This is a genomic window from Methylobacterium sp. Leaf469 (assembly GCF_001424745.1).
In the GTDB taxonomy this organism is placed as follows: Bacteria; Pseudomonadota; Alphaproteobacteria; order Rhizobiales; family Beijerinckiaceae; genus Methylobacterium.
Map to the genome: position 1 here is coordinate 43,173 of NZ_LMRE01000009.1, position 22,082 is coordinate 65,254.

The window sequence follows — 22,082 nt, forward strand, 5'->3', positions numbered from 1 at the left end:
CCGAAACCAATGCAGCGGTGGCTGATCCTCGGCCACCGCTGGCTCGGCATCGCCACGGGGATGTTCCTCGCCACCTGGGTCCTATCGGGCCTGGTGATGATGTACGTCCCCTTCCCCAACCTGACGGAGGCGGCGCGGCTCGCCGGCCTGCCCCCCATCGCCTGGGATCGGGTGCGGCTCGGCCCCGACGCGGCGCTGAAGCCCCTCGGCCTGACGCGCCTGCCCCTCGCCCTGTCGCTCGGCATGCGCGGCGATGCGCCGGTCTACCGGACCATCCTCCCGACGGGCGAACTCGGGACGGTCTCGGCCGAGACCGGCGCGGTGCTGGGACCCTTGTCGGGGGTGGAAGCGCTGGCCCTCGTTCGGGCCCGGGGTGGGACCGGTCCGAACCCCAGCGTGACGACGATCCAGCGCGACCAGTGGACCGTGACGGCGCGCTACGATCCGTTCCGCCCGTTCCACGTCGTCGCCCACGACGATTCCGCCGGCACCGAGCGCTACGTCTCGCAGGTCACCGGCGCCGTCGTTTTAGAGACGACGCGGTTCGCGCGCGGCTGGAACTGGCTCGGGTCGATCCCGCACTGGATCTACCTCACGCCCCTGCGGGCCCGGGCCGAGCTGTGGCGCGACGTGGTGCTGTGGATCTCCGGCATCGCCGTGGCCGGTGTCCTGAGCGGTTTCGTCCTCGGGGTCTGGCGCCTGCGCCTGCGCCGGCCCTACGCTATGGGAGTCTCGCCCTATCGCGGCGTTATGCGTTGGCATCACCTGTTCGGGATCGTCGGCGGCGTGGCGCTCCTCGGCTGGGTCGCGAGCGGTTGGCTGTCGATGAACCCGAACCGCTGGTTCTCCGGGCCGAGCCCAACACCCGCCATGCGGAGCGCCGTCATGGGAGAAGCGCCCCTCCCCGGCTTCGACGCCCTGCGCACCGTCGCCGTGTCCGGTCCCGTCGAGATTCGGTTCACCGGCATCGCCGAACAGGTCCACGCGGTCGCCACCAATGCGGACGGGCGACGCCATGTCGAACCGCCTGTGGCGCCGCAATCCTTGAGCACGGCGGCGGCGCGCATCCTGCCGGGCGCGCAGGTCGTCGCGGCCGAGACCCTGACGGCCTACGACGCCTATTGGTACCCGCACCACGAGACACGGGTGCTGCCGGTGTTGCGCGTCCGGTTCGACGATCCGGCGGAGACCTCGGCCTATCTCGACCCGGAAACGGGCGAGATCCTGATGCGTCTCGACCGAAGTGGCCGGGCCAACCGCTGGCTGTTCTCCGCCCCCCACCGCTTCGATTTCGCGATCCTGACGCGCCACCGCCCGGCCTGGGACCTCGTCCTGTGGACCCTGAACGGGCTCGGCGCCGGCATCGCTCTCACGGGGATCGTGCTCGGCTGGCGGCGTCTGCGCCGCCCCGCGCCGTCTCGATGACGCGCCTCACACGTCGAGGTTGGCGACGCTGAGCGCGTTGTCCTGGATGAACTCGCGGCGGGGCTCGACCACGTCGCCCATGAGCTTCACGAACAGGTCGTCGGCGTCCTGGGTGTCCTTGACCTTCACTTGGAGGAGCGAGCGCACGTCGCGGTCGAGGGTGGTCTCCCAGAGCTGCTGGGCGGTCATCTCGCCCAGACCCTTGTAGCGCTGGAGCTGGAGACCCTTGCGGCCGAACGCCATCACCGCCTCGAACAGGCCGACGGGGCCGTGCAGGGTCGTCTCGTCGCCCTTGCGGGCGTAGGTGACGGGCTCGTGATAGATCTCGCGCAGGGCCTCGGCCCGGTCGGCGAGCCGCGTCGCTTCCTGCGAGGCGATGAGCCCGGCATCAAGGGTCGCGACCTGACGCACCCCGCGCAAGGTCCGGCTCATGACGTAGCCGCCCTCGCTGACGGAGCCTTCCCAGCCCTGCTCGATGTCGTCGGCGATCCGGTCGAGGCGTCGGGCCACCCGGTCGGCCAGAACCTCGGCCTCCGCCGCGTTCTCGTCGACATTGACCCGGAAGGCGCCGGCGATCATCGCCTGCTCGACCACGGCGCGGTCGTAGCGGGTGTGGAGCGCCTGCATCAGGCCGCGGAACTGGCGCGCCTCCTCGACGAGGGCCTTCAGTTGCTGGCCGCCGAACTCGGTGCCGGAGGCCAGGCGCAGCACCGCCCCGTCGACGCCCGCGTCGATGAGGTAGTCCTCGAGCGCGCGCTCGTCCTTGAGGTAGATTTCCCGCTTGCCCTTCGAGGCTTTGTAGAGGGGCGGCTGGGCGATGTAGAGGTGCCCGCGCTCGATCACCTCCGGCATCTGCCGGTAGAAGAACGTCAGCAGCAGGGTGCGGATGTGCGAGCCGTCGACATCCGCGTCGGTCATGATGATGATGCGGTGGTAGCGCAGCTTCTCCGGGTTGAAGCCCTCGCGGTCCGTGGACGAGCGGCCGATGCCGGCGCCGAGCGCCGTGATCAACGTGCCGATCTGGTCCGACGACAGCATCCGGTCGGCGCGCACCCGCTCGACGTTGAGGATCTTTCCGCGCAAGGGGAGAACCGCCTGGAAGGTGCGGTCGCGACCCTGCTTGGCCGAACCGCCGGCGGAATCGCCCTCCACCAGGAGGATCTCGCACTTCGACGGGTCGCGCTCCTGGCAATCGGCGAGCTTGCCCGGCAGGGAGGCGATGTCGAGGACGCCCTTGCGCGTCACCGTCTCGCGGGCCTTGCGCGCCGCCTCGCGGGCCGAGGCCGCCAGGATCACCTTGCCCATGACGGATTTCGCCTGGGCGGGGTTCTCCTCGAGCCAGTTGGACAGGCCCTCGTTGAGGACGTTCTCCACCGCTGGCCGTACGGCTGCCGTGACGAGCTTGTCCTTCGTCTGCGAGGAGAAACTCGGTTCCGGCACCTGCACGGAGATCACGGCCGTGAGGCCCTCGCGGCAATCCTCGCCCGTGAGCGTCACCTTCTCGCGCTTGGCGATGCCCGACGATTCCGCGTAGCCCGTCACCTGGCGGGTCAGCGCGGCGCGGAAGCCCGCCATGTGGGTGCCGCCCTCGCGCTGGGGGATGTTGTTGGTGAACGGCAGCACGGTCTCGTTGAACGAGTCGTTCCACCAGAACGCCACCTCGACGCGGATCCCGTCGCGTTCGGACCGCACCATGATGGGCTTGGCCATCCCGTCGATGGGTTTGCGCGAGCGGTCGAGGTAGCGCACGAACGCCTCGACGCCGCCCTCGTAGTACAGCTCCTCGCGCTTGTGCTCGGCATGGCGTGCGTCGGTGAGGACGATCCGCACGCCGGAATTGAGGAAGGCGAGCTCGCGCAGGCGCTTCTCCAGGGTGGCGTAGTCGAACTCGATGCTCGTGAAGGTCTCGGTGGATGCGAGGAACGACACCTCGGTGCCGCGCCGCCCGTTGCCGTCGCCGACCACCACCAGCGGCGACACTGCGTCGCCGTGGCGGAACTCCATGGCGTGTTCCTTGCCATTGCGCCAGATGCGCAGGCGCAGCCATTGCGACAGGGCGTTGACCACGGAGACGCCGACGCCGTGAAGGCCGCCGGAGACCTTGTAGGAGTTCTGGTCGAACTTACCGCCCGCATGGAGCTGGGTCATGATGACCTCGGCCGCCGAGATCCCCTCCTCCTTGTGGATGTCGGTGGGGATGCCGCGGCCGTTGTCCGAGACGGTCACCGAGCCGTCGGCGTTGAGCGTGACGGAGACGAGGTCCGCGTGGCCCGCGAGCGCCTCGTCGATGGCGTTGTCCACCACCTCGTAGACCATGTGGTGCAGGCCCGAGCCGTCGTCGGTGTTGCCGATATACATGCCCGGTCGCTTGCGCACGGCATCGAGGCCCTTGAGGACCCGGATGGATTCCGCGCCGTAGGCCGCGGCCGCGCTGTTGTGGGTGGCGTCTGAGCTGTTGTGAGTCGTGTCGGACATGAAGTTCCTCGGGCAGGCGGGTCCGGGCGTGATCCTTCGTGCCCCGGCGCGAGCCCCGGACACGCCTGCAATGCGTCAACGGCCTTTATAAGCCTTCCGCCTTGAAAAAGCATTGCTTTCGCTGTGCGTGGCGGGGGCTGACGGGTGCCCCGTCCACGGTGTCGTCGCGTCGGGTCAATCCTGCAGGAACGGGTTCGTGAGACGCTCCTCGCCGAGCGTGCTCGTCGGGCCGTGGCCGGGGATGAAGGCGATGTCGTCGCCGAGTGGCAGGACCTTCTCCTTGATGGCGCGGATGAGCTGGTCGTGGCTCCCGCCCGGCAGGTCCGTGCGGCCGACCGACCCCTTGAACACAACGTCGCCCACCAGCGCGAAGCGCGCGTCCCGGCTCACGAACACCACGCTGCCCGGCGAATGGCCCGGCGCGTGGAGGATGTCGAAGGCGAGGCCCCCCACCGTGACGGCGTCCCCCTCCACCAGCCAGCGGTCGGGCGTCACGGCCCGCGCCCCGTCGATCCCGTAATTGGCGCCCGTCTCCGGTAGGCTGTCGAGCAGGTAGCGGTCGGCTTCGTGCGGACCTTCGATCGGCACCCCGAGGCGCTCGCGCAGTTCGTCCGCGCCGCCGGCGTGGTCGATGTGGCCATGGGTGAGCAGGATCTTCTCGATGGTGATGCCCTGGGCCTGGATCGCCGCCTCGATCCGGTCGAGGTCGCCGCCCGGATCGACCACGGCGCCGATCTTGGTCTCGTCGGACCAGATCAGGGTGCAGTTCTGCTGGAAGGGCGTCACCGGGATGATTCCGGCGCGGGGCGTGCCTGGCATCGCGTCTCTCGCACATGCGCCTCGAGGGCGCGGAAACTGCACATGCGCCCCGAGAGGCGCGGAAAACTTCCACCTGCGCCGGAAGGGCGCGGGAAGCCGCCTGTCTAGCGCGAGATGACGGGTTGGGCGAATCTGCCGCGTGATCACCGCCGTCAAACTTCGGCCTCGCCAAGGGCCTAGCCGAACCGTACCACGCCCAGGCTCGTTGTCAGGGCGCCGCCTCCTCCCCAGTCGAGTCCCAAGCGCACATGCTGAAAACAGCCTTCGTCGCCGCGCGCGACCGGCAACGCCTCGGCGAGATTGCCTCCGTGCTCATCGGCTACGGGGTCACCAAGGTGGTCGAGCGCCTCGGCATCGCCCACGTGGCGCGTTTCGCCAAGCGCCGCACGCCCCGTGTCGATATCGCCCGCCTGTCGCAGCCGCAGCGCGTGCGCCGGGCCATCGAGGCCCTCGGGCCCACCTTCGTCAAGCTCGGGCAGATCCTTGCGAGCCGCCCCGATCTTCTGACGCCGGAATGGACCGAGGAGCTCGAGAAGCTCCACAGCCAGGTCGCGCCGATCCCGTGGGAGCGAATCCAGCCGCAGTTGGAGGAGGACCTCGGGGCGCCGGCCGACGAGGTCTTCGCCGAGTTCGACAAGGTGCCGCTTGCCGCCGCCTCCATCGCTCAGGTCTACCGGGCACGGCTCCACACCGGCGAGGAGGTGGTGGTCAAGGTTCTGCGCCCGGGCTTGCGCAAGATCATTGAGGCCGACCTGCGGCTCCTGGCCCATGCCACCCGCGTCGTCGTCACCGAGTGGCCGGAATTCGGGCGCTACCAGCCGCAGGAGCAGATGCGGCACCTGGCCAGCGGCCTCTACGGTGAGCTCGATCTCATCAACGAGGCACGCAACTGCGAGACCATCGCGGCGATCTTTGCCGACCGCGAGGACATCGTGGTGCCGAAGATCCACTGGGAATGGACCTCCGAGCGCGTCCTCGTCCAGGAGTTCATCCACGGCATTCCGCCCAATGACCACGCCCGCCTCGACGCCGCCGGCATCGACAAGGTGGTGCTTGCCCAGAAGGGCACCGACGCCTTCCTGCAGATGGCTCTGATCGAGGGCGTGTTCCACGCCGATCCGCATCCGGGCAACATGCTGATCATGACCGGCGACCGGATCGGCTTCATTGATTTCGGCATCATCGGCCGCCTGTCGGAGCGCCGCCGCACCCAGCTCCTCATGCTCATCGGCTCGATGCTGAAGGAGGATGCCGACGGGCTTATGGCCGTGCTCCTCGACTGGACCGGATCGAGCAACCCGGATCTGACCAAGCTCGAAGCCTCGTCGCAGGCCTTCATCGCCCGCCACACCGGGGCATCCCTCGATTTCGGCGCCCTGCTCACCGACTTCATGACCATGGCTCGCGAGAACGACCTCGCCATGCCCACCGACCTCGCCATTCTGTTCAAGGGGCTGGTGACCGCCGACGGGGTGATGCGCCAGCTCGACCCGAATTTTGACCTGTTCTCGGCCGCCGGCCCCACGGTGAAGCGCAAGCTCGCCTCGCAGTTCTCCATCAAGGGCCTGACCCGCAAGGTGGAGGCGGTGGGCGCCGGCCTGTTCGGCGCGGCCTCCGAACTGCCGACCCTGATCCACCTCATGCTGGTGCGCCTGAAGCAGGGCCGCGTCACCGTCGAGATCGAGCTGAAGGGCATCGAGAAGCTCACCCGCGGCATCGAGCGCGCCGCCGCCCGCATCGCCGTGGCGCTTATCGTGGCCGCCTTCGCGACGCAGCTGGCGCCCCGGTTCATGGATCTCGGCACCCCGGCCTTCGTCACCGTGGGGGCGATGGTGTGCGTAATCGGGATCGGTTGGCTGGTGCTGCTCGGGCGCAACAAGTAGGCGAAAACCGCTGAACCGATCTGGATTTCCCGGAGGCCGGGTCGGCCCAAGCGCCACCTTAAATCAGCCGCGTTGTGCGGCGCAGTCTTGGCCGCAGTCGCGCGCCGACCCGCCGCGCCCCGAAGATCCCCTGCTCGGCTTTCATGAACATCATTCTGATCAAGCTGTTTGCGACGGCCCTGACGCTGAGTCAGGTCACGACGCGGCCGGATGTGGTGAAGACCCAGTTCGATCCGGTGGCCGACAGGGGGCAGGTCGTGCAGATCCTGCGCGACGGCTGCGCCCACATGCGCAAGGCCTTCGACATCGAGGACATCAACCTCGACGAGCTCATCTCCACGGCGATGGAAGATCCGACCGCCATCGCGGGCGCGAGCGCGCCGAAGCTCCTGCACGGCCTCGACATCGGTGAGCTCAACGTCAGCTACCGCCAGTTCTGCAAGGGCGAGAACCCCAAGGATTCCCCCTTCGATGCGGGCGAGGTCATCGCCTTCTACAACAAGGCCGTCCTCGACCTGCCCTTGGCCGAGGCCCTGAAGGAGCGCAAGCTGCCGGGCGCCAGCCTCATCCTCGACGGGGCGGGTAAGCGCTACGCCGAGGCCTTCGAGGCCAACGGACGGCGCCTCAGCGTGCCCATCGCGGAGGTGCCGGCGATGGTGCAAAAGGCCTTCGTGGCGGCGGAGGACAAGCGCTTCGAGACCCACCACGGCATCGACGAGCGCGGGGTGATCCGCGCCTTCATCGGCAACCTCGCCTCCCCGGGCCGGCCGGCCGGCGGCTCGACCATCACCCAGCAGGTGGTGAAGAACCTGTCGGTGGGCGACGACGTCACCTACGAGCGCAAGATCCGCGAGATGATCGTGGCATCCCGGCTCGAGCGCATCCTGCCGAAAGCCGGCATCCTCGAACTCTACCTCAACGGCATCTATCTCGGGCGCGGCGCCTACGGCATCGAGATGGCCGCGCGCAGCTATTTCGGCAAATCGGTCGGCCAGCTCACGGTGCCGGAGGCCGCCCTTCTGGCCGGCATGCCCAAGGGGCCGAACTTCTACAATCCCGACAAGTACCCCGATCGCGCCCGGGAGCGCCGCGCCTACGTGCTGGCCCGGATGAAAGAGGAGGGCGTCATCACCGAGGCCCAGCTCGTCCAGGCCGCCAATGCGCCCCTCGGCCTCGCCTCCATGGAGGCGGCACGGCGCGATTCCGGTTTCTACTTCGTCGATCACCTCACCCGGGAGACCCGGACCTTCGCGGGGATCGACTCACTGACTTCGGCTTCGCACACCGTGCGCTCCACCCTCAACGCCGGCCTCCAGACCGCCACCGAGACCGCCCTCCAGGACGGACTCGCCAGCTACGAGCGCGCCACCGGGCGCCAGCGCTACGAGGGGCCGGAACTCAACCTCGCCGAGGCGGTGCGCAAGCTCGACGGGGCCGCCCCCGCCCCCGAGGGCTCGACGCTCTCCGTGCCGCTCCTCGTCGGCGGCGAGACCAAACCCTCCGAGGCCTCCAAATCCGTGCCCACGGGCACGAAGGCCGAGCGCAAGGCGGCACGGGCCGCGGCTGTGGCCGCCGCCAAGGTGACGTCCCCGAAGCCGGCTGGTCCCAAGCCCACCTGGCAGCGCGCCCTGGAGAACGCGCGGCCCGTCCTCTACGATGTGCATTGGCCGCTGGCCGTGGTGCTCGATCCCGGCCGCGGCGGTCCGGCGAAGGCGGGTCTGGCCGACGGGCGCACGATCAGCCTGGAGCCCGGTCCGGCGCGCGGTCGGCTCGCCCCCTACGACGTGGTGCGGGTGAAGCTGCGCGATCCCTCAGCCAAGACCCCGCGCGCCGACCTGCGGGTGCGCCCGAGCGTCCAGGGCGCCGCCCTGGTGCTGGAGAACCGCACGGGGCGCATCCTCGCCATGGCGGGCGGCTTCTCCTACCCCGTGAGCCAGCTCAACCGGGTGACCCAGACCGTGCGCCAGCCGGGCTCGACCCTGAAGCCCGTGACCTATCTCGCCGCCCTCAATGCCGGCCTGCAGCCCAACACCCTGGTGATGGATGCCGCCGTGACGCTCCCGCCCATCGGCGGGGTGGGTGATTCCTGGTCGCCGAAGAACTACGACGGGGGTGGAGCCGGGGCCACGACCCTGCGGCGCGGCCTCGAATTCTCGAAGAACCTCGTCACCGCGCGCCTGCTGCAGGGCGGCATCGCCGACAAGGCGCCGGCGAGCCTGCAGAAGGTCTGCGACCTCGCCCTCGAAGCCCAGCTCTACGCCGAGTGCGAGCGCTACTACCCCTTCGTGCTCGGCTCCCAGCCCGTGCGGATGGTGGATCTCGCGGCCTTCTACGCGGCCATCGCCAACGAGGGCGCGCGCCCGGCCCCCTACGCCCTCGAATCCGTGGAGCGAGACGGCAAGGTTCTCTACACCCGCAGCCCCCGCGAGCCCGTGCGCATCGCCTCGGCCGACCGGGTGGCGTTCTACCAGCTGAAGACCATGCTCCAGGGCGTGACCCAGCACGGCACGGCCGCGGCGCTGAGCCGGTTCTCGTCCGCCATCGCCGGCAAGACCGGCACCTCGGAGAACGAGAACGACGCGTGGTTCGCCGGCTTCACCAACGAGATCACCATCGTGGTCTGGGTCGGCTACGACAACGCCGACGGCACGCGAAAAACCCTCGGGCGTGGTCAGACCGGTGGGCATCTCGCCGTGCCCATCGCCGGGTCGATCCTTCAGGCGGCCTGGGCCAACGGCGTGCCGCGCACCAACCTCGCGCCGCCCTCGGCCGAGGCCCGGCCGTATCTGGCCGACCTGCCCATCGACGCCCGCAGCGGCGAACAGGTGTCGGGCGGCGGCTTCCTCGAGCATTTCCGCCTCGCCAACGGGCGCATGGCCGACACCCAGTACAAGCTCCTGCCGCGCGAGACCCGGACCGCCATGCGGCCCGACGCGGAGGATGGCGACCTCGGCGGAGCGGAGGACGGGGCGGATGTGGCCGGCGACCTCTTCGGCTCCCTGCCGGGCCGGCGCGCGGAGCCCGATGTCCTCGACCCGTTCGGCGAATCCCGGAGCCGGACCCCGAGCCGCCGGGCGCAGCGCGACCCCGATCCGGTCTGGCCCGGCACCCAGCGCTCGCCTTTCGGCGACGAGGAGGTCTATGCCCGTCCGCGCCGCCGCGATCCCGACTACCTGTTCGGGGACGACCCGCGCTACTGACCCGTCATTCCGACCCGCTTCGCCCGACCGGCGACGAGCGGGTCTCCCTCCCCCGTGGAGAGGGACCAGGGGGCGTCGGCCTGCGCCGAGCGCGGGCCGGCAACCCCCACCTCCCCTATCCCGAACGACCAAAGGCTTCGACGTGCCGATGCACCCTTCCGCGTTTCTCCGTCTCGCCGCCCTGTTGGCCCTGTCCCTCCCCGCGCACGCGCAGGAGGGCATGAAACAACAGCCCGCAGCCTCCGACCGGGTGAAGGATGTGCCATCCATCGAGGCGGTGGGTCTTTCCGGCCTCAAGCCCGGCACCATCCTGTTCACGGACCATCGCGACGCCCCGGCCAAGCCCGAGAACGGCCTCGTGCCCTACCTCGACTGGGGCCAGGTCCGGCCGGCCGAGCGGGCGGCGCTGGCGCCCTACCCGGGCTACGCCGAGCCCGATTATCTGCAGACCCTCAACGGCGTGTCGAAACGCCGGCACGAGACCCTCAAGGTCTACGTGGCGCAGGGGCGCTTCGTGGTGCCGAGGCCCGCCGACTCCATCGATCTCGCCTCCTACGCCACCCTCGGCTTCGTGGCGAAGATGGACCCGGTCATCAAGCACAGGACCCTGAACCCCGCCGACGTGACGCCGACCAAGGACCCGGCCGCCGCCTTCGCGAAGCGCCCCGACCGGCCGTGGTGCGATCTCGGCACCGTCTGCATCGAATCGCGCTACGACCTCGAGGGCAAGCTGCCGCTGGGCGTGAAGCTCGCCAACAAGCTCGAGGACGGGGCGTCGAAGAAGGTCGCCGAGTTCGTCTCGTTTCAGAGCGAGCTGCGCACCCTTCCCCCCGCCGAGACCGCGCCGCTCGCCGGGCTCACCAAGATCGACGCGCCGGTGACGGGGGGGCTCGAACAGACCATCTTCTGGGTCAACCAGATCCTGCGCTTCGGCAAGTTCCTCGCCGTGTTTCAGCCGATGCCGGGCGATCCCGCAAAGACCGTGGTCACCACCTATATGGCGTTGGCCATCAAGGCCGACGTCCTCGACCGCAAGCAGGAATACGCCCGCGTGCCCGTGCTCAAGAACCTGCTGCCGGCCCAGGTGCTCATGGGCAACTCGTCGTTCAACACCGGCACCTCCATCAGCGCCGGCCTGCCCACCTACGCACGCAACCGCATGACCGCCTTCGCGGACGCCCTCGCCAAGAACTGAAGTAAACCTGAGGTTGATTTATTGCCGGGATTTCGCGACATTTCTCGTGGAATCAGGAGGCTTGGATCATGGCGACGGTTCGTGAGGACACTCGAATGCAGATTCGGTGTCGGGCCATTTCGGCGGAGCTGAAGCAGCTCCTCAGCCGGGCGGCCGATGTGGCGGGCGTCGCCCTGGTGCGGGTCACCTCCGGGGGGCAGGCGCCCAAAGGGTCCGGTGGCAAGCGCACCGGCTCGACGCGTCATGATCACGGCCGAGCCGCCGACCTACAACTCCTCGTCGACGGCAGTCGCGCCCTCGATTTCACCGATCCCGATGATCTGCCCATCGTCGAGGCTTTCGTCACCGCCGCCGCGGCCCTCGGCGCCAACGGGATCGGGGCGGGCGTCGACTACATGGGCAAGACGACGCTTCACATTGGATTCGGCACATCCCCGCGGGATCGGTCCGAGTTGGTTTGGGGCGCAGGCGGGCACGTCGCGAATGCACCGATATGGCTTCAGAATGCCGCGCAAAAGGGTTGGGCCAATCCGGTGGCGTCGGGCCGCAGGCTGGCGGACGCCCTGCCGCTGGCCGGGACCGTGGGCCGCTTCATGGTGGCGGCCCGGGACGGTCTACGCCTGCGGGCAGGGCCGGGGCTGACCTTCGATCGGCTGCGGACGATCGGCCCTGGGAGCGAACTGACGGTTCAATCATTCGACGGCCCGAATGGGGACTGGGCACGCGTGGACTTGAACCACGATGGCCTGATCGACGGACACCTGCATGCCGCCTTCCTGGTGCCGGTCGCCCCGCCGGGCGACGGACGTTTCGACGACGGGCTCGATTCGGACGAGGGCGTCGAGGAGCCCGAGGCGACCTACGCCTGAGGGTTCCCTGACCTCATGGAACCCGACCGGAGCGGGATCCATGAGGTTCGAGGTCAGTTGCCGCGGCTGGAGATCGAGGGCAGCGAGGGCTGGGTGTAGAGGCGGTTCACGTCGCGGCGGGTCTGGGTTCCGTTGGTGTCGGACGAGCGACGGTAGTTGCTGGTGTCGAAGGTCTCGGCGATCCCACTGCGGGAATTCGGGCCCTCGGCGCTGTTGCAGGCGCACAGGCCAGCCATTGCGAGGGTGGAGAGGGCGAGAGGAAGAAGGCGCATCGGGGCTGTCCTGGGGGTCTGTCCTGCAAGATGGATCGGCGGAGGTGGGCCCGCCGGGCGTCCCGCGTCAAGCGCCGCCGGGGCAAACCGGGAAAGGATAACGAACCGTCGCCGCCACGTCGCAGAGTGATGGGGCATCGCCACGGAAGCGCTCACCACGCCGCGCTTTGAGACCCGGACAACCCCTCCGATCGCACGAAATCACCCCCCGGCCTTCTGGCGCCCGGCCCCGAACCACGCGAAACATCGTGGTCATGAGTAACGTCATTTCCTTCCGTCGCCGCCCCTCCCCGCCCGCTCCGGCGGTGCACGACGTGGTGGCCGTCGCCGACGACCTCTTCGCGGTCCTCGAGCATCTCCAGGCCGTGGGCGCCCGCGCGGCGGCCATGAACCGCCCCCGGCGCGAAGTCGACAGCACCGTGCGGAACCTCCTCGATGCCGTGACGGCAGTGGAGCGCGCCCTCGACTGCGTCGGCGAAGGCGACGAAGCCGGTCAAGCCTGATCGAATTTGTCTGATTCTGCCGAACTCCGATGGGGGAGCTTGCGGCACGCGTCCGGGATCACCGATTCGTTCATGCGGGCGAGTTTCAGCTGCCAAGTGATGAGAAGTTCCGCCGCATCCCATCAAAACGACAAAATCGTTCGGCTTCTGTATACTATTAGACAGACGTGCCAGAGCTTCGTGCGCTAGTGGCGGGAAGACAGACCGTGAACGCAGCGCACGCCATGCCTTCGGCCGCCGATCCACTCTTCCAGGGCAATCTGCTTCTGAAGGCCCTGAGGACCGAGGATCGCGCCTTGCTGGCGCCGCATCTCGAGTGGTCGGTGCATCAGCGCGGGGAAACCTTGTTCGCAGCCGGCGCCGAGGTGACCACCATCGCCTTTCCGTGTGGCCAGACGGTGGCGACCCTGATCATCGCCATGCGGGATGGGCGCAGCGCCGAGACCGCCACCATCGGCCGCGAGGGCGCCGTCGGCGGTGTAGTCAGCCAGGGCTATCTTCCCGCCTCCACGCACGCCGTGATCCAGATCGGCGGCCCGGTCCTGCGCATGGACGCGGTGCGCTTCCAGGAAGCCAAGCGCCGTTCGGAAAGCCTGCGCAACCTCTTCGCCCGTTACGGGGATTGCCTCCTTGCCCAGGTGCTGCAATCGGTTGCCTGCAACGCCCTGCATCCCATCGAGGCACGCTGCCTGCGTTGGTTGATGACGCTGCAGGACCGGATCGCCAGCGACACTTTGCCGGTCACCCAGGAGCTGCTCGCGGCGATGCTCGGCGTTCAGCGCACCTACCTGACCCGGATCTTGCGTACCCTGCAGCAGCAGGGATTGATCGAGGTCGGCCGTGGCCGCATCACGGTCCGGGACCGCGCCAAGGTCGAGGCTGCGGCCTGCGAGTGCCATGGTGTGGTCCGGCATCATTACGAGACGGTGCTCGGCGCGGGCTACGATCGTCTCGGCCGACTCGTCCGCGTCGAGCCTCCCGACGAAACGGTTCCCACCGAGCGGCCCTACGCCCAGCGGGAGACGGCCTGAGATCCCGCGGTTTCCCGCCCAGGATAGAATCCCCGCCACAACACCCGATCCGAGCCGGACGCCGCCACCCCGCCGATGACGAACCACGCCGCCCCTCCCGTGCCGCGCGCGACCGGACCTCGGACCGGCTCCGCCGAAACGCCCGTGGCCGAAACGTCTGTCTCGAGGGCGCCGGTCCCGGACGGCGCGGCGCCCGACGTGGCGGACCCGGCCGAGAGCGCCGTGCTCCTGCGGCTGGCCGTCGAGGCTACGGGCATCGGCATCTTCGACTACGACCTCGCCACCACGATCCTGCGCTGGGACGCCCGCACCCGCAGCCTGTTCGGCGTGGCTCCGGACGTGCCCGTCACCTATGCGGAGACCTTCCTGCAAGGTCTGCACCCGGAAGATCGCGAGCGGGTCGATGCCGCCCTGCAGGCCGCCCTCGATCCGGCCGGGACCGGTCAGTTCGACAGTGAATACCGTGTCGTCCCGGCGGATGGCGGCGTCCCGCGCTGGATCGCGGCACGGGGCCAGCTCATCGTCAGCGAGGGCCGCCCGGTTCGGATGGTCGGCACCGTGCGCGACGTCACCGCGGCCAAACTGGCCGAGATCGCCCTTCGGGCAACTGAGGAGCGCTACCGCCTCGTCGCACGCGCCACCAACGATGCCATCTGGGATTGGGACCTCACCACCGACACCGTCCTGTGGAACGAGGCCTTGGCCACCGCTTACGGCTGGACGCCCGACCGCGTCGTGCCGGACGGGGCGTGGTGGATCGCGCATGTCCATCCGGACGACCGGGCCGCCGTTGAGGCCGATATCGGTGCGGTGATCGCCGGCGGAGCCGACGAGTGGGGCCACGAGTACCGCTTCCTGCGCGCCGACGGCACCTACGCCGAAGTGTTCGACCGCGGCTACATGGTCCGAGCCGCCGACGGCACGCCCCAGCGGATGATCGGCGCCATGCTCGACGTGACCGAGCGCAACCGCACCGGCGCCCAATTCCGCGCGGTGTTCCAGGGCGCCAATATCGGCATCGTCCAGTTCGATCCGCGCAGCGTCCGGGCGCTCGCCGTGAACGCCAAGCTCTGCGAGATCTGGGGCGCACCGGAATCCGAGATCCTCGGCCATTCCCTGGCGCGCTGGACGCCGCCGGAGGACGATGCCGAGCGGGCCGAACTGCACCGCCGTCTCGCCAAGGGCGAGACCATGCAGGAGCGCCTCGAGAAGCGCTACCGCCGCCTCGACGGCCGCATCATCTGGGCCCGCGTCAACCTCGTGTCGCAGACGTTGGGCGACAGCGTCCACGCCACGGCGATGATCGAGGACATCACCGAGGAGAAGCGCGCCGATGCCCGGCGCGAGGCTCTCATCGCGCTGGGCGACCGCCTGCGTGACCTGCAGACCAACGCGGCCGTGGTGGAGGCCACGGCCGCGAGCCTTGGGCGGACCCTGGGCGTGGCCCGGGCCGGCTACGCCCTCGTCGATCCCGCCGGCGGCCTCTCCTCCGTTGCGCCGGACTGGATCGCCGCCGGTCTCGGAGCCGAGGCTGGGGCGCAGACCCTGGCGACCGTGGCGGCGAGCGTCGCCCGCCTGCGGCGCGGCGAAGCCCTGGCAGTGGCCGACATCGCCGCGACCCCCGAACGCGTCGACGATGCGGCCGGCTATGCCCGCATCGGCATGCGGGCCGTGGTCAAGGTGCCGATTCTCCAGCGCGGGCGCCTCGTCGGCATCCTCTACGTCCTCGACGCGGTTCCCCACGACTGGACGCCGGAGGAGATCGCCTTCGCCCGGGAGGTCGCCGAGCGCGCCTGGGGTGGCCTGACCCGGATCGAGGCCGACGAGCAGCAGCGCATCCTCAACCGCGAACTCAGCCACCGTCTCAAGAACACCCTCGCGGTGGTCCAGGCCATCGCGTCGCAGACCCTGCGCAACGTCACCGACGTCGAGGCGGCCAAGGAGGCCCTGGCGGCGCGGCTGATCGCCCTCGGCAAGGCCCACGACATCCTGCTCTCCGGAGAGAGCGAGGGAGCGGATTTCGAAGCGGTCCTCGCGAGTGCGCTGGCCATCCACGACGATCGTCAGCCCGACCGTTTCCGCATCTCCGGCCCGGCCATCGAGCTCGGTGCCAAGGCGGCCTTGTCGCTCGCCCTGACGCTGCATGAGCTGGCCACCAACGCGGTGAAGTACGGCGCCCTGTCGGTCCCTGCCGGCCGGGTGACCGTGGCGTGGGACGTCGCCCTCGAGGCGGGGGAGCCCACGGTGCGGATGACCTGGCGCGAGTCCGGCGGCCCGCGGGTGGTGGTACCATCGCGAAAAGGGTTCGGTTCGCGGCTGATCGAGCGTGGTCTCGTGGGGGCCGTCGGCGGAACCGTCAGCCTCGACTACGAACCCGCCGGTCTGGTGTGCCGCCTCGCGGCGCCCCTGGCGGGCTTTCAGGCAGGAAGCGTCTAAGCGTCTCCTTCACACACGCAGGCACCCTTGTGTGCGAAGCAGCCTTGCGCGCAACGCCCGCATTGCCGCTGCACCGCACCCTGGGCTAGATCGCGAACCATGTGGACACGCCTCGCCCATCCCGGCAACTTCCTGCGCTGGACCGCCCCGCTGATGCCCTGGCTCGCCGGGCTCTCGGGCATACTCCTGGCGTTCGGCCTCTATCTCACCTGGTTCACCGTTCCGCCCGACTACCAGCAGGGCGAGACCGTGCGGATCATGTACATCCACGTCCCGGCGGCCTGGCTCGGGGTGTTCTTCTACGGCGCCATGGCGGTCTCGGCCATCGGCACCCTGGTCTGGCGTCATCCCCTGGCGGATGTGGCCCAGCGCGCCGCCGCCCCCATCGGTGCGGCCTTCACCCTGATCTGCCTCGTCACCGGCTCGCTCTGGGGCAAGCCCATGTGGGGCACCTACTGGGTCTGGGACGCGCGTCTCACCTCCATGCTGGTGCTGTTCCTGATCTATTGCGGCATCATCGCCCTGTGGCGCACCATCGAGGATCCGAGCCGGGCCGCCCGCGCCATCGCGATCCTGACCCTCGTGGGCGCCGTGAACCTGCCGATCATCAAGTTCTCGGTGAACTGGTGGTCGACCCTGCACCAGCCGGCCTCGATCATGCGCATGGGGGGCTCGTCCATCGACCCCTCGATGCTCTACCCGCTCCTCGAGATGATCCTCGCCTTCACCCTGTTGGGAATCACCCTGCATCTCTCCGCCATGCGCACGGAGATCCTGCGGCGCCGCGTGCGGACGCTGACGATCCGCGAGGCCGAACGGCTCGATACCAGCGTACCCCTCGGGGCGATCCGGGGCCTGTGACGATCATGAATCTCGGACCTCATGATCTCGGGCCCCACGCGGGCTTCATCCTCGGGGCCTACGCCTTCACGGCCCTCGTCATCGCCGGCCTGATCTGGCACGCGGTGCGCGATCGGCGTGCCCAGACCCGCGCCCTGGCGGCCCTGCAGGAGCCCACTGCGCCCTCGGCCCTCTCTTCGGGGGCAGGCGCATGAGCGGGTCCGAGCCGGCCCGGCGCTCCCTTCTGCTCATCGTGCCCCTCGTCACCTTCGTGGTGCTCGCGGGATTGTTCTACGTGCGCCTGCGCTCGGGCGCGGACCCCTCGGCCGTCCCCTCCGTGCTGATCGGCCGGCCCGCTCCAGCTTTCGATCTGGCCGCCCTCCCCGGCGCCACCGCCAACGGCGTGCCCCTGCCCGGCCTCTCCAGCGCCGCGCTCAAGGGCCGGGTGACCCTCGTCAACTTCTGGGCCTCGTGGTGCGCGCCGTGCCAGATCGAGCATCCGCAGCTCATGCGCCTCGCCCGCGAGCCCGGGCTCCACCTCGTGGGGATCGCCTACAAGGACGCCCCCGAGAACGCCCGTCGCTTCCTTGCCCGCAACGGCGTGCCGTTCGGGGCGGTCGGCATGGATTCCACCGGCCGCACCGCCATCGATTTCGGGGTCTACGGCGTGCCCGAGAGCTTCATCGTCGGGCCGGACGGGACCATCCGCGACAAGCTCGTCGGGATCGTCACGCCGGAGAACTACCGGAACGTCGTCGACAAGATGCGCGCTGCAGGCGCCGTGGCCGAGGCCGTGCCTTAGCGGTCGCGTCGAGGCCGCACTTCGGCGTCGGGAGCGTCCCACGCTTGGTGGTCCCCGAGATCACGATGGATCCCATCCTCGGCTCTGGCTTCGGCGTCATTCGAGAGTCCCGAGGCCCGCATCGCCAGCGGATGCGTGGGTTTCTGCGCGGTGCTTCGCGCGAACTGCTTCTACGATAGTCGGAAGGTCAGGGTCACTTCGGCCAAAGCAGATCTTCTTCGGCTGCGAATAAGCAGGGTTATCTATGGAAGGGTGTTTTTCTACTGTTTGATGAAAACGGTAGAATATAAAGTAGAAATAAACTCTTCTCGCGATTTTCAAAAAGTTTGATTCCGATATAAAGTTTCCTTATGTACGAGATCGTACTTTTTGATACGTAGATAAGCTGTTCACAGGTCTGGTTTTTGGGGGTATTATAAGCGGATCGTTCGTTGATAAGGACGGGCAGCAGGCATCAGGTGGCAATTGATCGTGCCTATGGATCGGCAGAGCCTTGACGTCGCGCATTGTTCAACTCGAAGTACGCAACCGGCTGCTGGGAGCGTTGACCCCCGATGAATTTGCGCGACTCCAGCCGGAACTGGAGCGCCGTTCGTTCGAGAGCGGCATCGTCCTGGAAACCCCCGACGTAGCCATTGCCCAGGTGTGTTTCCCCGAGCCCGGAATGATCTCCGTGATGGCACGCACCCCCGCCGGCGTGCAGGCGGAGGTCGGTGCCATCGGCCCCGAGGGAATGACGGGACTTCCCCTACTGCATGGTCTCGACAGCTGGCCGCACGAGACCATCGTCCAGATTCCATGCCGGGCGCTCTGCATCGAAGCGCGGGCGTTCCGGGCGGCTCTGACCGAATGCCGCCCCCTGCACGATCGCCTGTTGCGCTATGCGCAGGTCTTCGCGATTCAGCTCGCGCAGGGCAGCTTGTGCAACAGCCGCTTCACCCTCGAGCAGCGCCTCGCACGCTGGTTGCTCATGTGCCACGACCGCACGGATCGCGAGGATCTCCCGCTGACGCACGAACTCCTGTCGCTGATGCTCGGCGTCCGCCGGGCCGGCGTGACCACGGCCCTGCGCAATCTCAGCGACGCGGGTGCCGTCAGGACCCGGCGTGGCGGCATCGGCATCTGCGACCGGTCGCAAATGCTCGCCATCGCGGGAGACGCCTACGGCGGTCCCGAGGCCGAGTACCAGCGCGTCCTGGGCTGAACAGGGCTTCGAGGCGGGCAAAGCCCCCTCGAACCCCATCGCGTCTCAGGCGGCGCCCGCATCCTTGCGCTCGTGGCGAAGGAGGAGCGGTGTCTGCGCCAGGGCGAACGCGACCGTGAGCGGCATGATGCCGAACACCTTGAAGCTCACCCAGAAATCCTCCGTCTGCGTGCGCCACACCACCTCGTTGATCACCGCAAGGACGAGGAAGAAGAGGCCCCAGCGGAAGGTGAGCTTGCGCCAGCCCTCCTCCGTCAGGGCGAACATGCTGTCGAGCACCACGGACAGCAGGGATTTGCCGAAGGCGAGGCCGCCGAGCAGCACGAGCCCGAACAGGGTGTTCACGATGGTGGGCTTCATCATGATGAAGGTCTTGTCCTGCAGGGCCAGGGTCAGGCCGCCGAACACCACCACCACCACGCCCGAGACCAGGGGCATGATGGGCAGGCGCCGCACCAGGGCGAAGTGGATGGCGAGCGCCACCACCGTCGCCGCGATGAACACCCCGGTGGCGACGAACAGCTTCTGCTCGGGGAGGACCCCGAACCGCTCGGCATAGGCGTTGCCGAGGAAGAAGATCACCAGCGGCCCGAGCTCGAGGGCGAGCTTCAGAAGCGGCGGCAGGTGGCGGTGCGGGGGAACGGCTTCGATCTGCATGGCATCCGTCATAGAGGGCCGCGCGCGGCGCGTCGCGGCTTTTGGGGGTGAGGGCCCGGTCCTGGCGGACGCGCCGCTAGTCCTTGTCCAATCCCGCGATGGCGCGGGCGAAGTCGCGGGCCTCGAACGGCTCGAGGTCCTCGACCCCCTCGCCGACACCGATGAAGTGAACCGGCAGACCGAATTTCGCCGCGAGCGCCACCAGGATGCCGCCCCGCGCCGTGCCGTCGAGCTTCGTCATCACGAGGCCGGTGACCTGAGCGGCCTTCGAGAACAGCTCGACCTGGCTCAGGGCGTTCTGGCCGACGGTGGCATCGAGGACGAGGAGCACCGCGTGGGGGGCCTGTGGGTCGATCTTGCGGATCACCCGCAGGATCTTCTCGAGTTCGGCCATGAGCCCGGCCTTGTTCTGGAGCCGGCCGGCCGTGTCGATGAGGAGCACGTCGGTGCCCTGCTGCTTGGCCGCCTCGTAGGCGTCGTAGGCGAGGCCCGCCGCGTCCGCGCCCTGGGCCCGGGCGATGACCGGCGTGCCCGTGCGCTGGCCCCAGACCTTGAGCTGCTCGATGGCCGCCGCCCGGAACGTGTCCCCGGCCGCCAGCATCAGCGAATGCCCGTCCGCCTTCAGCTTCATGGCGAGCTTGCCGATGGTGGTGGTCTTGCCGGCCCCGTTGACGCCGATCATCAGGATGACGAACGGTTTCTTCGTCGTGTCGATGGTGAACGGGATCGCCACGGGGGTCAGCGCCCGCTCGACCTCGGCGGCCAGGATCTCCCGCACGGCATCGGGCGAAATGCCCTTCTCGTACCGGCCCTTGCCCACGGCCTCCGAGATCCGTGTCGCGGTCTCGATACCGAAATCGGCCTGGATCAGGGCGTCCTCCAGCTCCTCCAGGGTGTCGGCGTCGAGCTTGCGCTTCGTGAACAGGCCGGTGACCCGCTCGGTCAGCGCCGAGGAGGTGCGCTTCATGCCCCCCGTCAGGCGGCTCCACCAGCCGCGCTTCTCGCCCTCGGGCTCGGCCTCCGGCTCCGGCAGGAAGATCTGGGTCGCGACCTCCGGTTCGGGGTCCGGTGCCCCATGCGGCGCGAAGGCTTGGGACGTGGTGTCGGCCGCCTCGGCGCCGCGCGCCGGATCGTCGCCCGCGGTGCCGGCGGGCGGGCGCTCTTGCGTGCCCTCGACGGGCTGGAGGTCGGCGCCCTCGATCTCGTCCGGGACCGCGTTCTTGCCGGGCGTGCCCGCGGCGGGCTCGCTCGGAGGGGGCGGCACATGAGAGACGTCCGTCGCCGCGGTGGCGAAATCCGGCTGGCCCTCGGAGAACGAGGCCGGAGATTCGGGCGGGGGGGCGACGGGCTCGGCCACCGGAGGCGCGACCACCGGCGCCTCGGCCACCGGCCGGGGAACGGGAGGCGGAACCGGCTTCGGATCGGGGGGCTGCACGGGCACCGGCTCGGGGCGCGGCTCCTCCTTGGTGCCGAACATCTTGCGCAGCAGCCAGCCCGGCCTCTTGTCTTCGCTCATTCCCGCTTGCTCCCCGGACCCGGCATGGTAAGCGCCAAGGCCATGCCCCCAGCCGATGCCCTCGTAACAGACATAGGTGCGCGCCTCCTCTACCGCGATGCCCTCGTCCTCGTCATCGACAAGCCGGCGGGTCTGCCGGTCCATCCCGGCCCGAAAGGCGGCGAAACCCTCACCGACCACCTCGACGCCCTGCGCTTCGGCCTGCCCCGGCGCCCGGAGGCGGCCCATCGCCTCGACCGCGACACGTCGGGCTGCCTTGCTCTCGGCCGCCACGCCAAGGCGCTGGCCCGCCTCAACAAGCTGTTCGCCGCGAGCGGCAGCGTCGGCAAGACCTACTGGGCCCTGGTCGAGGGGGGGCCCGCGCAGGACACCGGCCGCATCGATCTCCCCCTGGCGCGGCGCTCCGACGATCCGCGCTCGTGGTGGATGAAGGCGGACCCGTCCGGCGATCCCTCGCTCACCCATTGGCAGGTGCTCGGGCGCGGTGATGGCCTCGCGTGGCTCGCCCTCACCCCCGTGACCGGCCGGACCCACCAGCTGCGGGTCCATTGCGCGGCGTCCGGCTTTCCCATCGTGGGGGACCCGATCTACGGCTCCGGCCCGCGCAGCGGCGGACCGGGCCTGCAGCTTCATGCGCGGGCGCTCACCCTGCCGCTCTATCCGAAGAAGCCGCCGATCGTCGTGGAGGCGCCGGCCCCCGCGCATATGCGGGCGGGGCTCGTGCGGTGCGGGGCCGACCGGCCCGAGTAGGGCCTTTTTCGTCTCTTCCCGGGCCAAGCCCTGCCCTCCCGGGCCAAGCCCTGCCCTCCCGGGCCAAGCCCTGCCCTCCAGGGCCAACTGCCCGGCGCGCACGCGCTAGCGCCCCGCCGCCGGTTCGGCGCGGGGGACGGCCTGAGGAAACGGGAGACGCGGGACGCCGCGAGACCCTGTTTTTGTAAGTTTAGCCGGTCTCCCG

The 22,082-nt window shown here is 69.2% G+C and carries 18 protein-coding genes; 13 read left to right on the forward strand and 5 right to left on the reverse strand.

Going from position 1 to position 22,082, the window contains the following annotated elements:
• Positions 1 to 9 precede the first annotated feature (9 nt).
• Positions 10 to 1,425 carry a peptidase gene (locus ASG60_RS07190; RefSeq protein ID WP_056384743.1) on the forward strand — a complete coding sequence of 472 codons (1,416 nt, stop codon included), beginning with the start codon at positions 10 to 12 and terminating at the stop codon, positions 1,423 to 1,425.
• 6 nt (positions 1,426 to 1,431) lie between these two features.
• On the opposite strand, the gene gyrB is transcribed toward ASG60_RS07190, so the two are convergent.
• Positions 1,432 to 3,900 carry a DNA topoisomerase (ATP-hydrolyzing) subunit B gene (gene gyrB, locus ASG60_RS07195; RefSeq protein WP_056169161.1) on the reverse strand — a complete coding sequence of 823 codons (2,469 nt, stop codon included), beginning with the start codon at positions 3,898 to 3,900 and terminating at the stop codon, positions 1,432 to 1,434.
• 174 nt (positions 3,901 to 4,074) lie between these two features.
• Positions 4,075 to 4,719, reverse strand: coding sequence for an MBL fold metallo-hydrolase (locus ASG60_RS07200; RefSeq protein ID WP_056263755.1), 645 nt, complete (start codon positions 4,717 to 4,719; stop codon positions 4,075 to 4,077).
• A 248-nt stretch (positions 4,720 to 4,967) separates the two neighbouring features.
• Here ASG60_RS07200 and ASG60_RS07205 point away from each other — a divergent pair, with 248 nt between their 5' ends.
• The 4 genes from ASG60_RS07205 to ASG60_RS07220 all read left to right on the forward strand — a co-directional run bounded on the left by ASG60_RS07205 (position 4,968) and on the right by ASG60_RS07220 (position 11,866).
• Positions 4,968 to 6,602, forward strand: a complete 1,635-nt coding sequence (locus ASG60_RS07205; protein ID WP_056169167.1) for an AarF/ABC1/UbiB kinase family protein — start codon at positions 4,968 to 4,970, stop codon at positions 6,600 to 6,602.
• A gap of 143 nt (positions 6,603 to 6,745) precedes the next feature.
• Complete coding sequence (locus tag ASG60_RS07210) at positions 6,746 to 9,802, forward strand: transglycosylase domain-containing protein (protein ID WP_056384745.1); 3,057 nt, start codon at positions 6,746 to 6,748, stop codon at positions 9,800 to 9,802.
• Between the two features lie 220 nt (positions 9,803 to 10,022).
• Positions 10,023 to 10,997, forward strand: coding sequence for a hypothetical protein (locus ASG60_RS07215; RefSeq protein WP_244476600.1), 975 nt, complete (start codon positions 10,023 to 10,025; stop codon positions 10,995 to 10,997).
• A gap of 95 nt (positions 10,998 to 11,092) precedes the next feature.
• Positions 11,093 to 11,866 carry an SH3 domain-containing protein gene (locus tag ASG60_RS07220; protein ID WP_244476601.1) on the forward strand — a complete coding sequence of 258 codons (774 nt, stop codon included), beginning with the start codon at positions 11,093 to 11,095 and terminating at the stop codon, positions 11,864 to 11,866.
• Between the two features lie 53 nt (positions 11,867 to 11,919).
• Here ASG60_RS07220 and ASG60_RS07225 read toward each other — a convergent pair whose 3' ends face one another.
• Positions 11,920 to 12,138, reverse strand: a complete 219-nt coding sequence (locus ASG60_RS07225) for a hypothetical protein (RefSeq protein ID WP_056169178.1) — start codon at positions 12,136 to 12,138, stop codon at positions 11,920 to 11,922.
• A 254-nt stretch (positions 12,139 to 12,392) separates the two neighbouring features.
• Here ASG60_RS07225 and ASG60_RS07230 point away from each other — a divergent pair, with 254 nt between their 5' ends.
• From ASG60_RS07230 to ASG60_RS07260, 7 genes are all read left to right on the forward strand, one after another.
• Positions 12,393 to 12,641 carry a hypothetical protein gene (locus tag ASG60_RS07230; RefSeq protein ID WP_082478859.1) on the forward strand — a complete coding sequence of 83 codons (249 nt, stop codon included), beginning with the start codon at positions 12,393 to 12,395 and terminating at the stop codon, positions 12,639 to 12,641.
• Between the two features lie 224 nt (positions 12,642 to 12,865).
• Complete coding sequence (locus tag ASG60_RS07235; RefSeq protein WP_056169184.1) at positions 12,866 to 13,672, forward strand: Crp/Fnr family transcriptional regulator; 807 nt, start codon at positions 12,866 to 12,868, stop codon at positions 13,670 to 13,672.
• 144 nt (positions 13,673 to 13,816) lie between these two features.
• Complete coding sequence (locus ASG60_RS07240) at positions 13,817 to 16,108, forward strand: PAS domain-containing protein (RefSeq protein ID WP_244476602.1); 2,292 nt, start codon at positions 13,817 to 13,819, stop codon at positions 16,106 to 16,108.
• Between the two features lie 99 nt (positions 16,109 to 16,207).
• Complete coding sequence (locus ASG60_RS07245; RefSeq protein ID WP_056304294.1) at positions 16,208 to 16,969, forward strand: heme ABC transporter permease; 762 nt, start codon at positions 16,208 to 16,210, stop codon at positions 16,967 to 16,969.
• A gap of 5 nt (positions 16,970 to 16,974) precedes the next feature.
• On the forward strand, positions 16,975 to 17,163 hold the full coding sequence (gene ccmD, locus ASG60_RS07250) for a heme exporter protein CcmD (RefSeq protein ID WP_056304299.1): 189 nt from the start codon (positions 16,975 to 16,977) through the stop codon (positions 17,161 to 17,163).
• A complete protein-coding gene (locus ASG60_RS07255; protein ID WP_056384750.1) occupies positions 17,160 to 17,750 on the forward strand; it encodes a DsbE family thiol:disulfide interchange protein in 591 nt (196 codons plus the stop codon). The genes ccmD and ASG60_RS07255 overlap by 4 nt, the downstream gene beginning before the upstream one ends.
• Positions 17,751 to 18,426: 676 nt before the next feature.
• Positions 18,427 to 18,954 (forward strand): Crp/Fnr family transcriptional regulator, encoded by a 528-nt coding sequence (locus ASG60_RS07260; protein ID WP_244472947.1) that lies wholly within the window; start codon positions 18,427 to 18,429, stop codon positions 18,952 to 18,954.
• Between the two features lie 45 nt (positions 18,955 to 18,999).
• On the opposite strand, the gene ASG60_RS07265 is transcribed toward ASG60_RS07260, so the two are convergent.
• Entirely contained in the window at positions 19,000 to 19,611 is a 612-nt protein-coding gene (locus tag ASG60_RS07265; protein ID WP_056169212.1) for a septation protein A, read from the reverse strand.
• Positions 19,612 to 19,687: 76 nt separating this feature from the next.
• A complete protein-coding gene (gene ftsY, locus ASG60_RS07270; RefSeq protein WP_056384752.1) occupies positions 19,688 to 21,127 on the reverse strand; it encodes a signal recognition particle-docking protein FtsY in 1,440 nt (479 codons plus the stop codon).
• Positions 21,128 to 21,151: 24 nt separating this feature from the next.
• Here ftsY and ASG60_RS07275 point away from each other — a divergent pair, with 24 nt between their 5' ends.
• Positions 21,152 to 21,877: an RluA family pseudouridine synthase gene (locus tag ASG60_RS07275; protein ID WP_244476603.1), complete on the forward strand. Its 726-nt coding sequence runs from the start codon at positions 21,152 to 21,154 to the stop codon at positions 21,875 to 21,877.
• Positions 21,878 to 22,082 lie beyond the last annotated feature (205 nt).

Bases quoted from the DNA above. Each gene is read 5' to 3' on its own strand.
- ASG60_RS07190 (WP_056384743.1), top strand. From the start codon at position 10: ATGCAGCGGTGGCTGATCCTCGGCCACCGCTGGCTCGGCATCGCCACG.
- gyrB (WP_056169161.1), bottom strand. From the start codon at position 3,900: ATGTCCGACACGACTCACAACAGCTCAGACGCCACCCACAACAGCGCG.
- ASG60_RS07200 (WP_056263755.1), bottom strand. From the start codon at position 4,719: ATGCCAGGCACGCCCCGCGCCGGAATCATCCCGGTGACGCCCTTCCAG.
- ASG60_RS07205 (WP_056169167.1), top strand. From the start codon at position 4,968: ATGCTGAAAACAGCCTTCGTCGCCGCGCGCGACCGGCAACGCCTCGGC.
- ASG60_RS07210 (WP_056384745.1), top strand. From the start codon at position 6,746: ATGAACATCATTCTGATCAAGCTGTTTGCGACGGCCCTGACGCTGAGT.
- ASG60_RS07215 (WP_244476600.1), top strand. From the start codon at position 10,023: ATGAAACAACAGCCCGCAGCCTCCGACCGGGTGAAGGATGTGCCATCC.
- ASG60_RS07220 (WP_244476601.1), top strand. From the start codon at position 11,093: ATGCAGATTCGGTGTCGGGCCATTTCGGCGGAGCTGAAGCAGCTCCTC.
- ASG60_RS07225 (WP_056169178.1), bottom strand. From the start codon at position 12,138: ATGCGCCTTCTTCCTCTCGCCCTCTCCACCCTCGCAATGGCTGGCCTG.
- ASG60_RS07230 (WP_082478859.1), top strand. From the start codon at position 12,393: ATGAGTAACGTCATTTCCTTCCGTCGCCGCCCCTCCCCGCCCGCTCCG.
- ASG60_RS07235 (WP_056169184.1), top strand. From the start codon at position 12,866: ATGCCTTCGGCCGCCGATCCACTCTTCCAGGGCAATCTGCTTCTGAAG.
- ASG60_RS07245 (WP_056304294.1), top strand. From the start codon at position 16,208: ATGTGGACACGCCTCGCCCATCCCGGCAACTTCCTGCGCTGGACCGCC.
- ccmD (WP_056304299.1), top strand. From the start codon at position 16,975: ATGAATCTCGGACCTCATGATCTCGGGCCCCACGCGGGCTTCATCCTC.
- ASG60_RS07255 (WP_056384750.1), top strand. From the start codon at position 17,160: ATGAGCGGGTCCGAGCCGGCCCGGCGCTCCCTTCTGCTCATCGTGCCC.
- ASG60_RS07260 (WP_244472947.1), top strand. From the start codon at position 18,427: ATGGCACGCACCCCCGCCGGCGTGCAGGCGGAGGTCGGTGCCATCGGC.
- ASG60_RS07265 (WP_056169212.1), bottom strand. From the start codon at position 19,611: ATGCAGATCGAAGCCGTTCCCCCGCACCGCCACCTGCCGCCGCTTCTG.
- ftsY (WP_056384752.1), bottom strand. From the start codon at position 21,127: ATGAGCGAAGACAAGAGGCCGGGCTGGCTGCTGCGCAAGATGTTCGGC.
- ASG60_RS07275 (WP_244476603.1), top strand. From the start codon at position 21,152: ATGGTAAGCGCCAAGGCCATGCCCCCAGCCGATGCCCTCGTAACAGAC.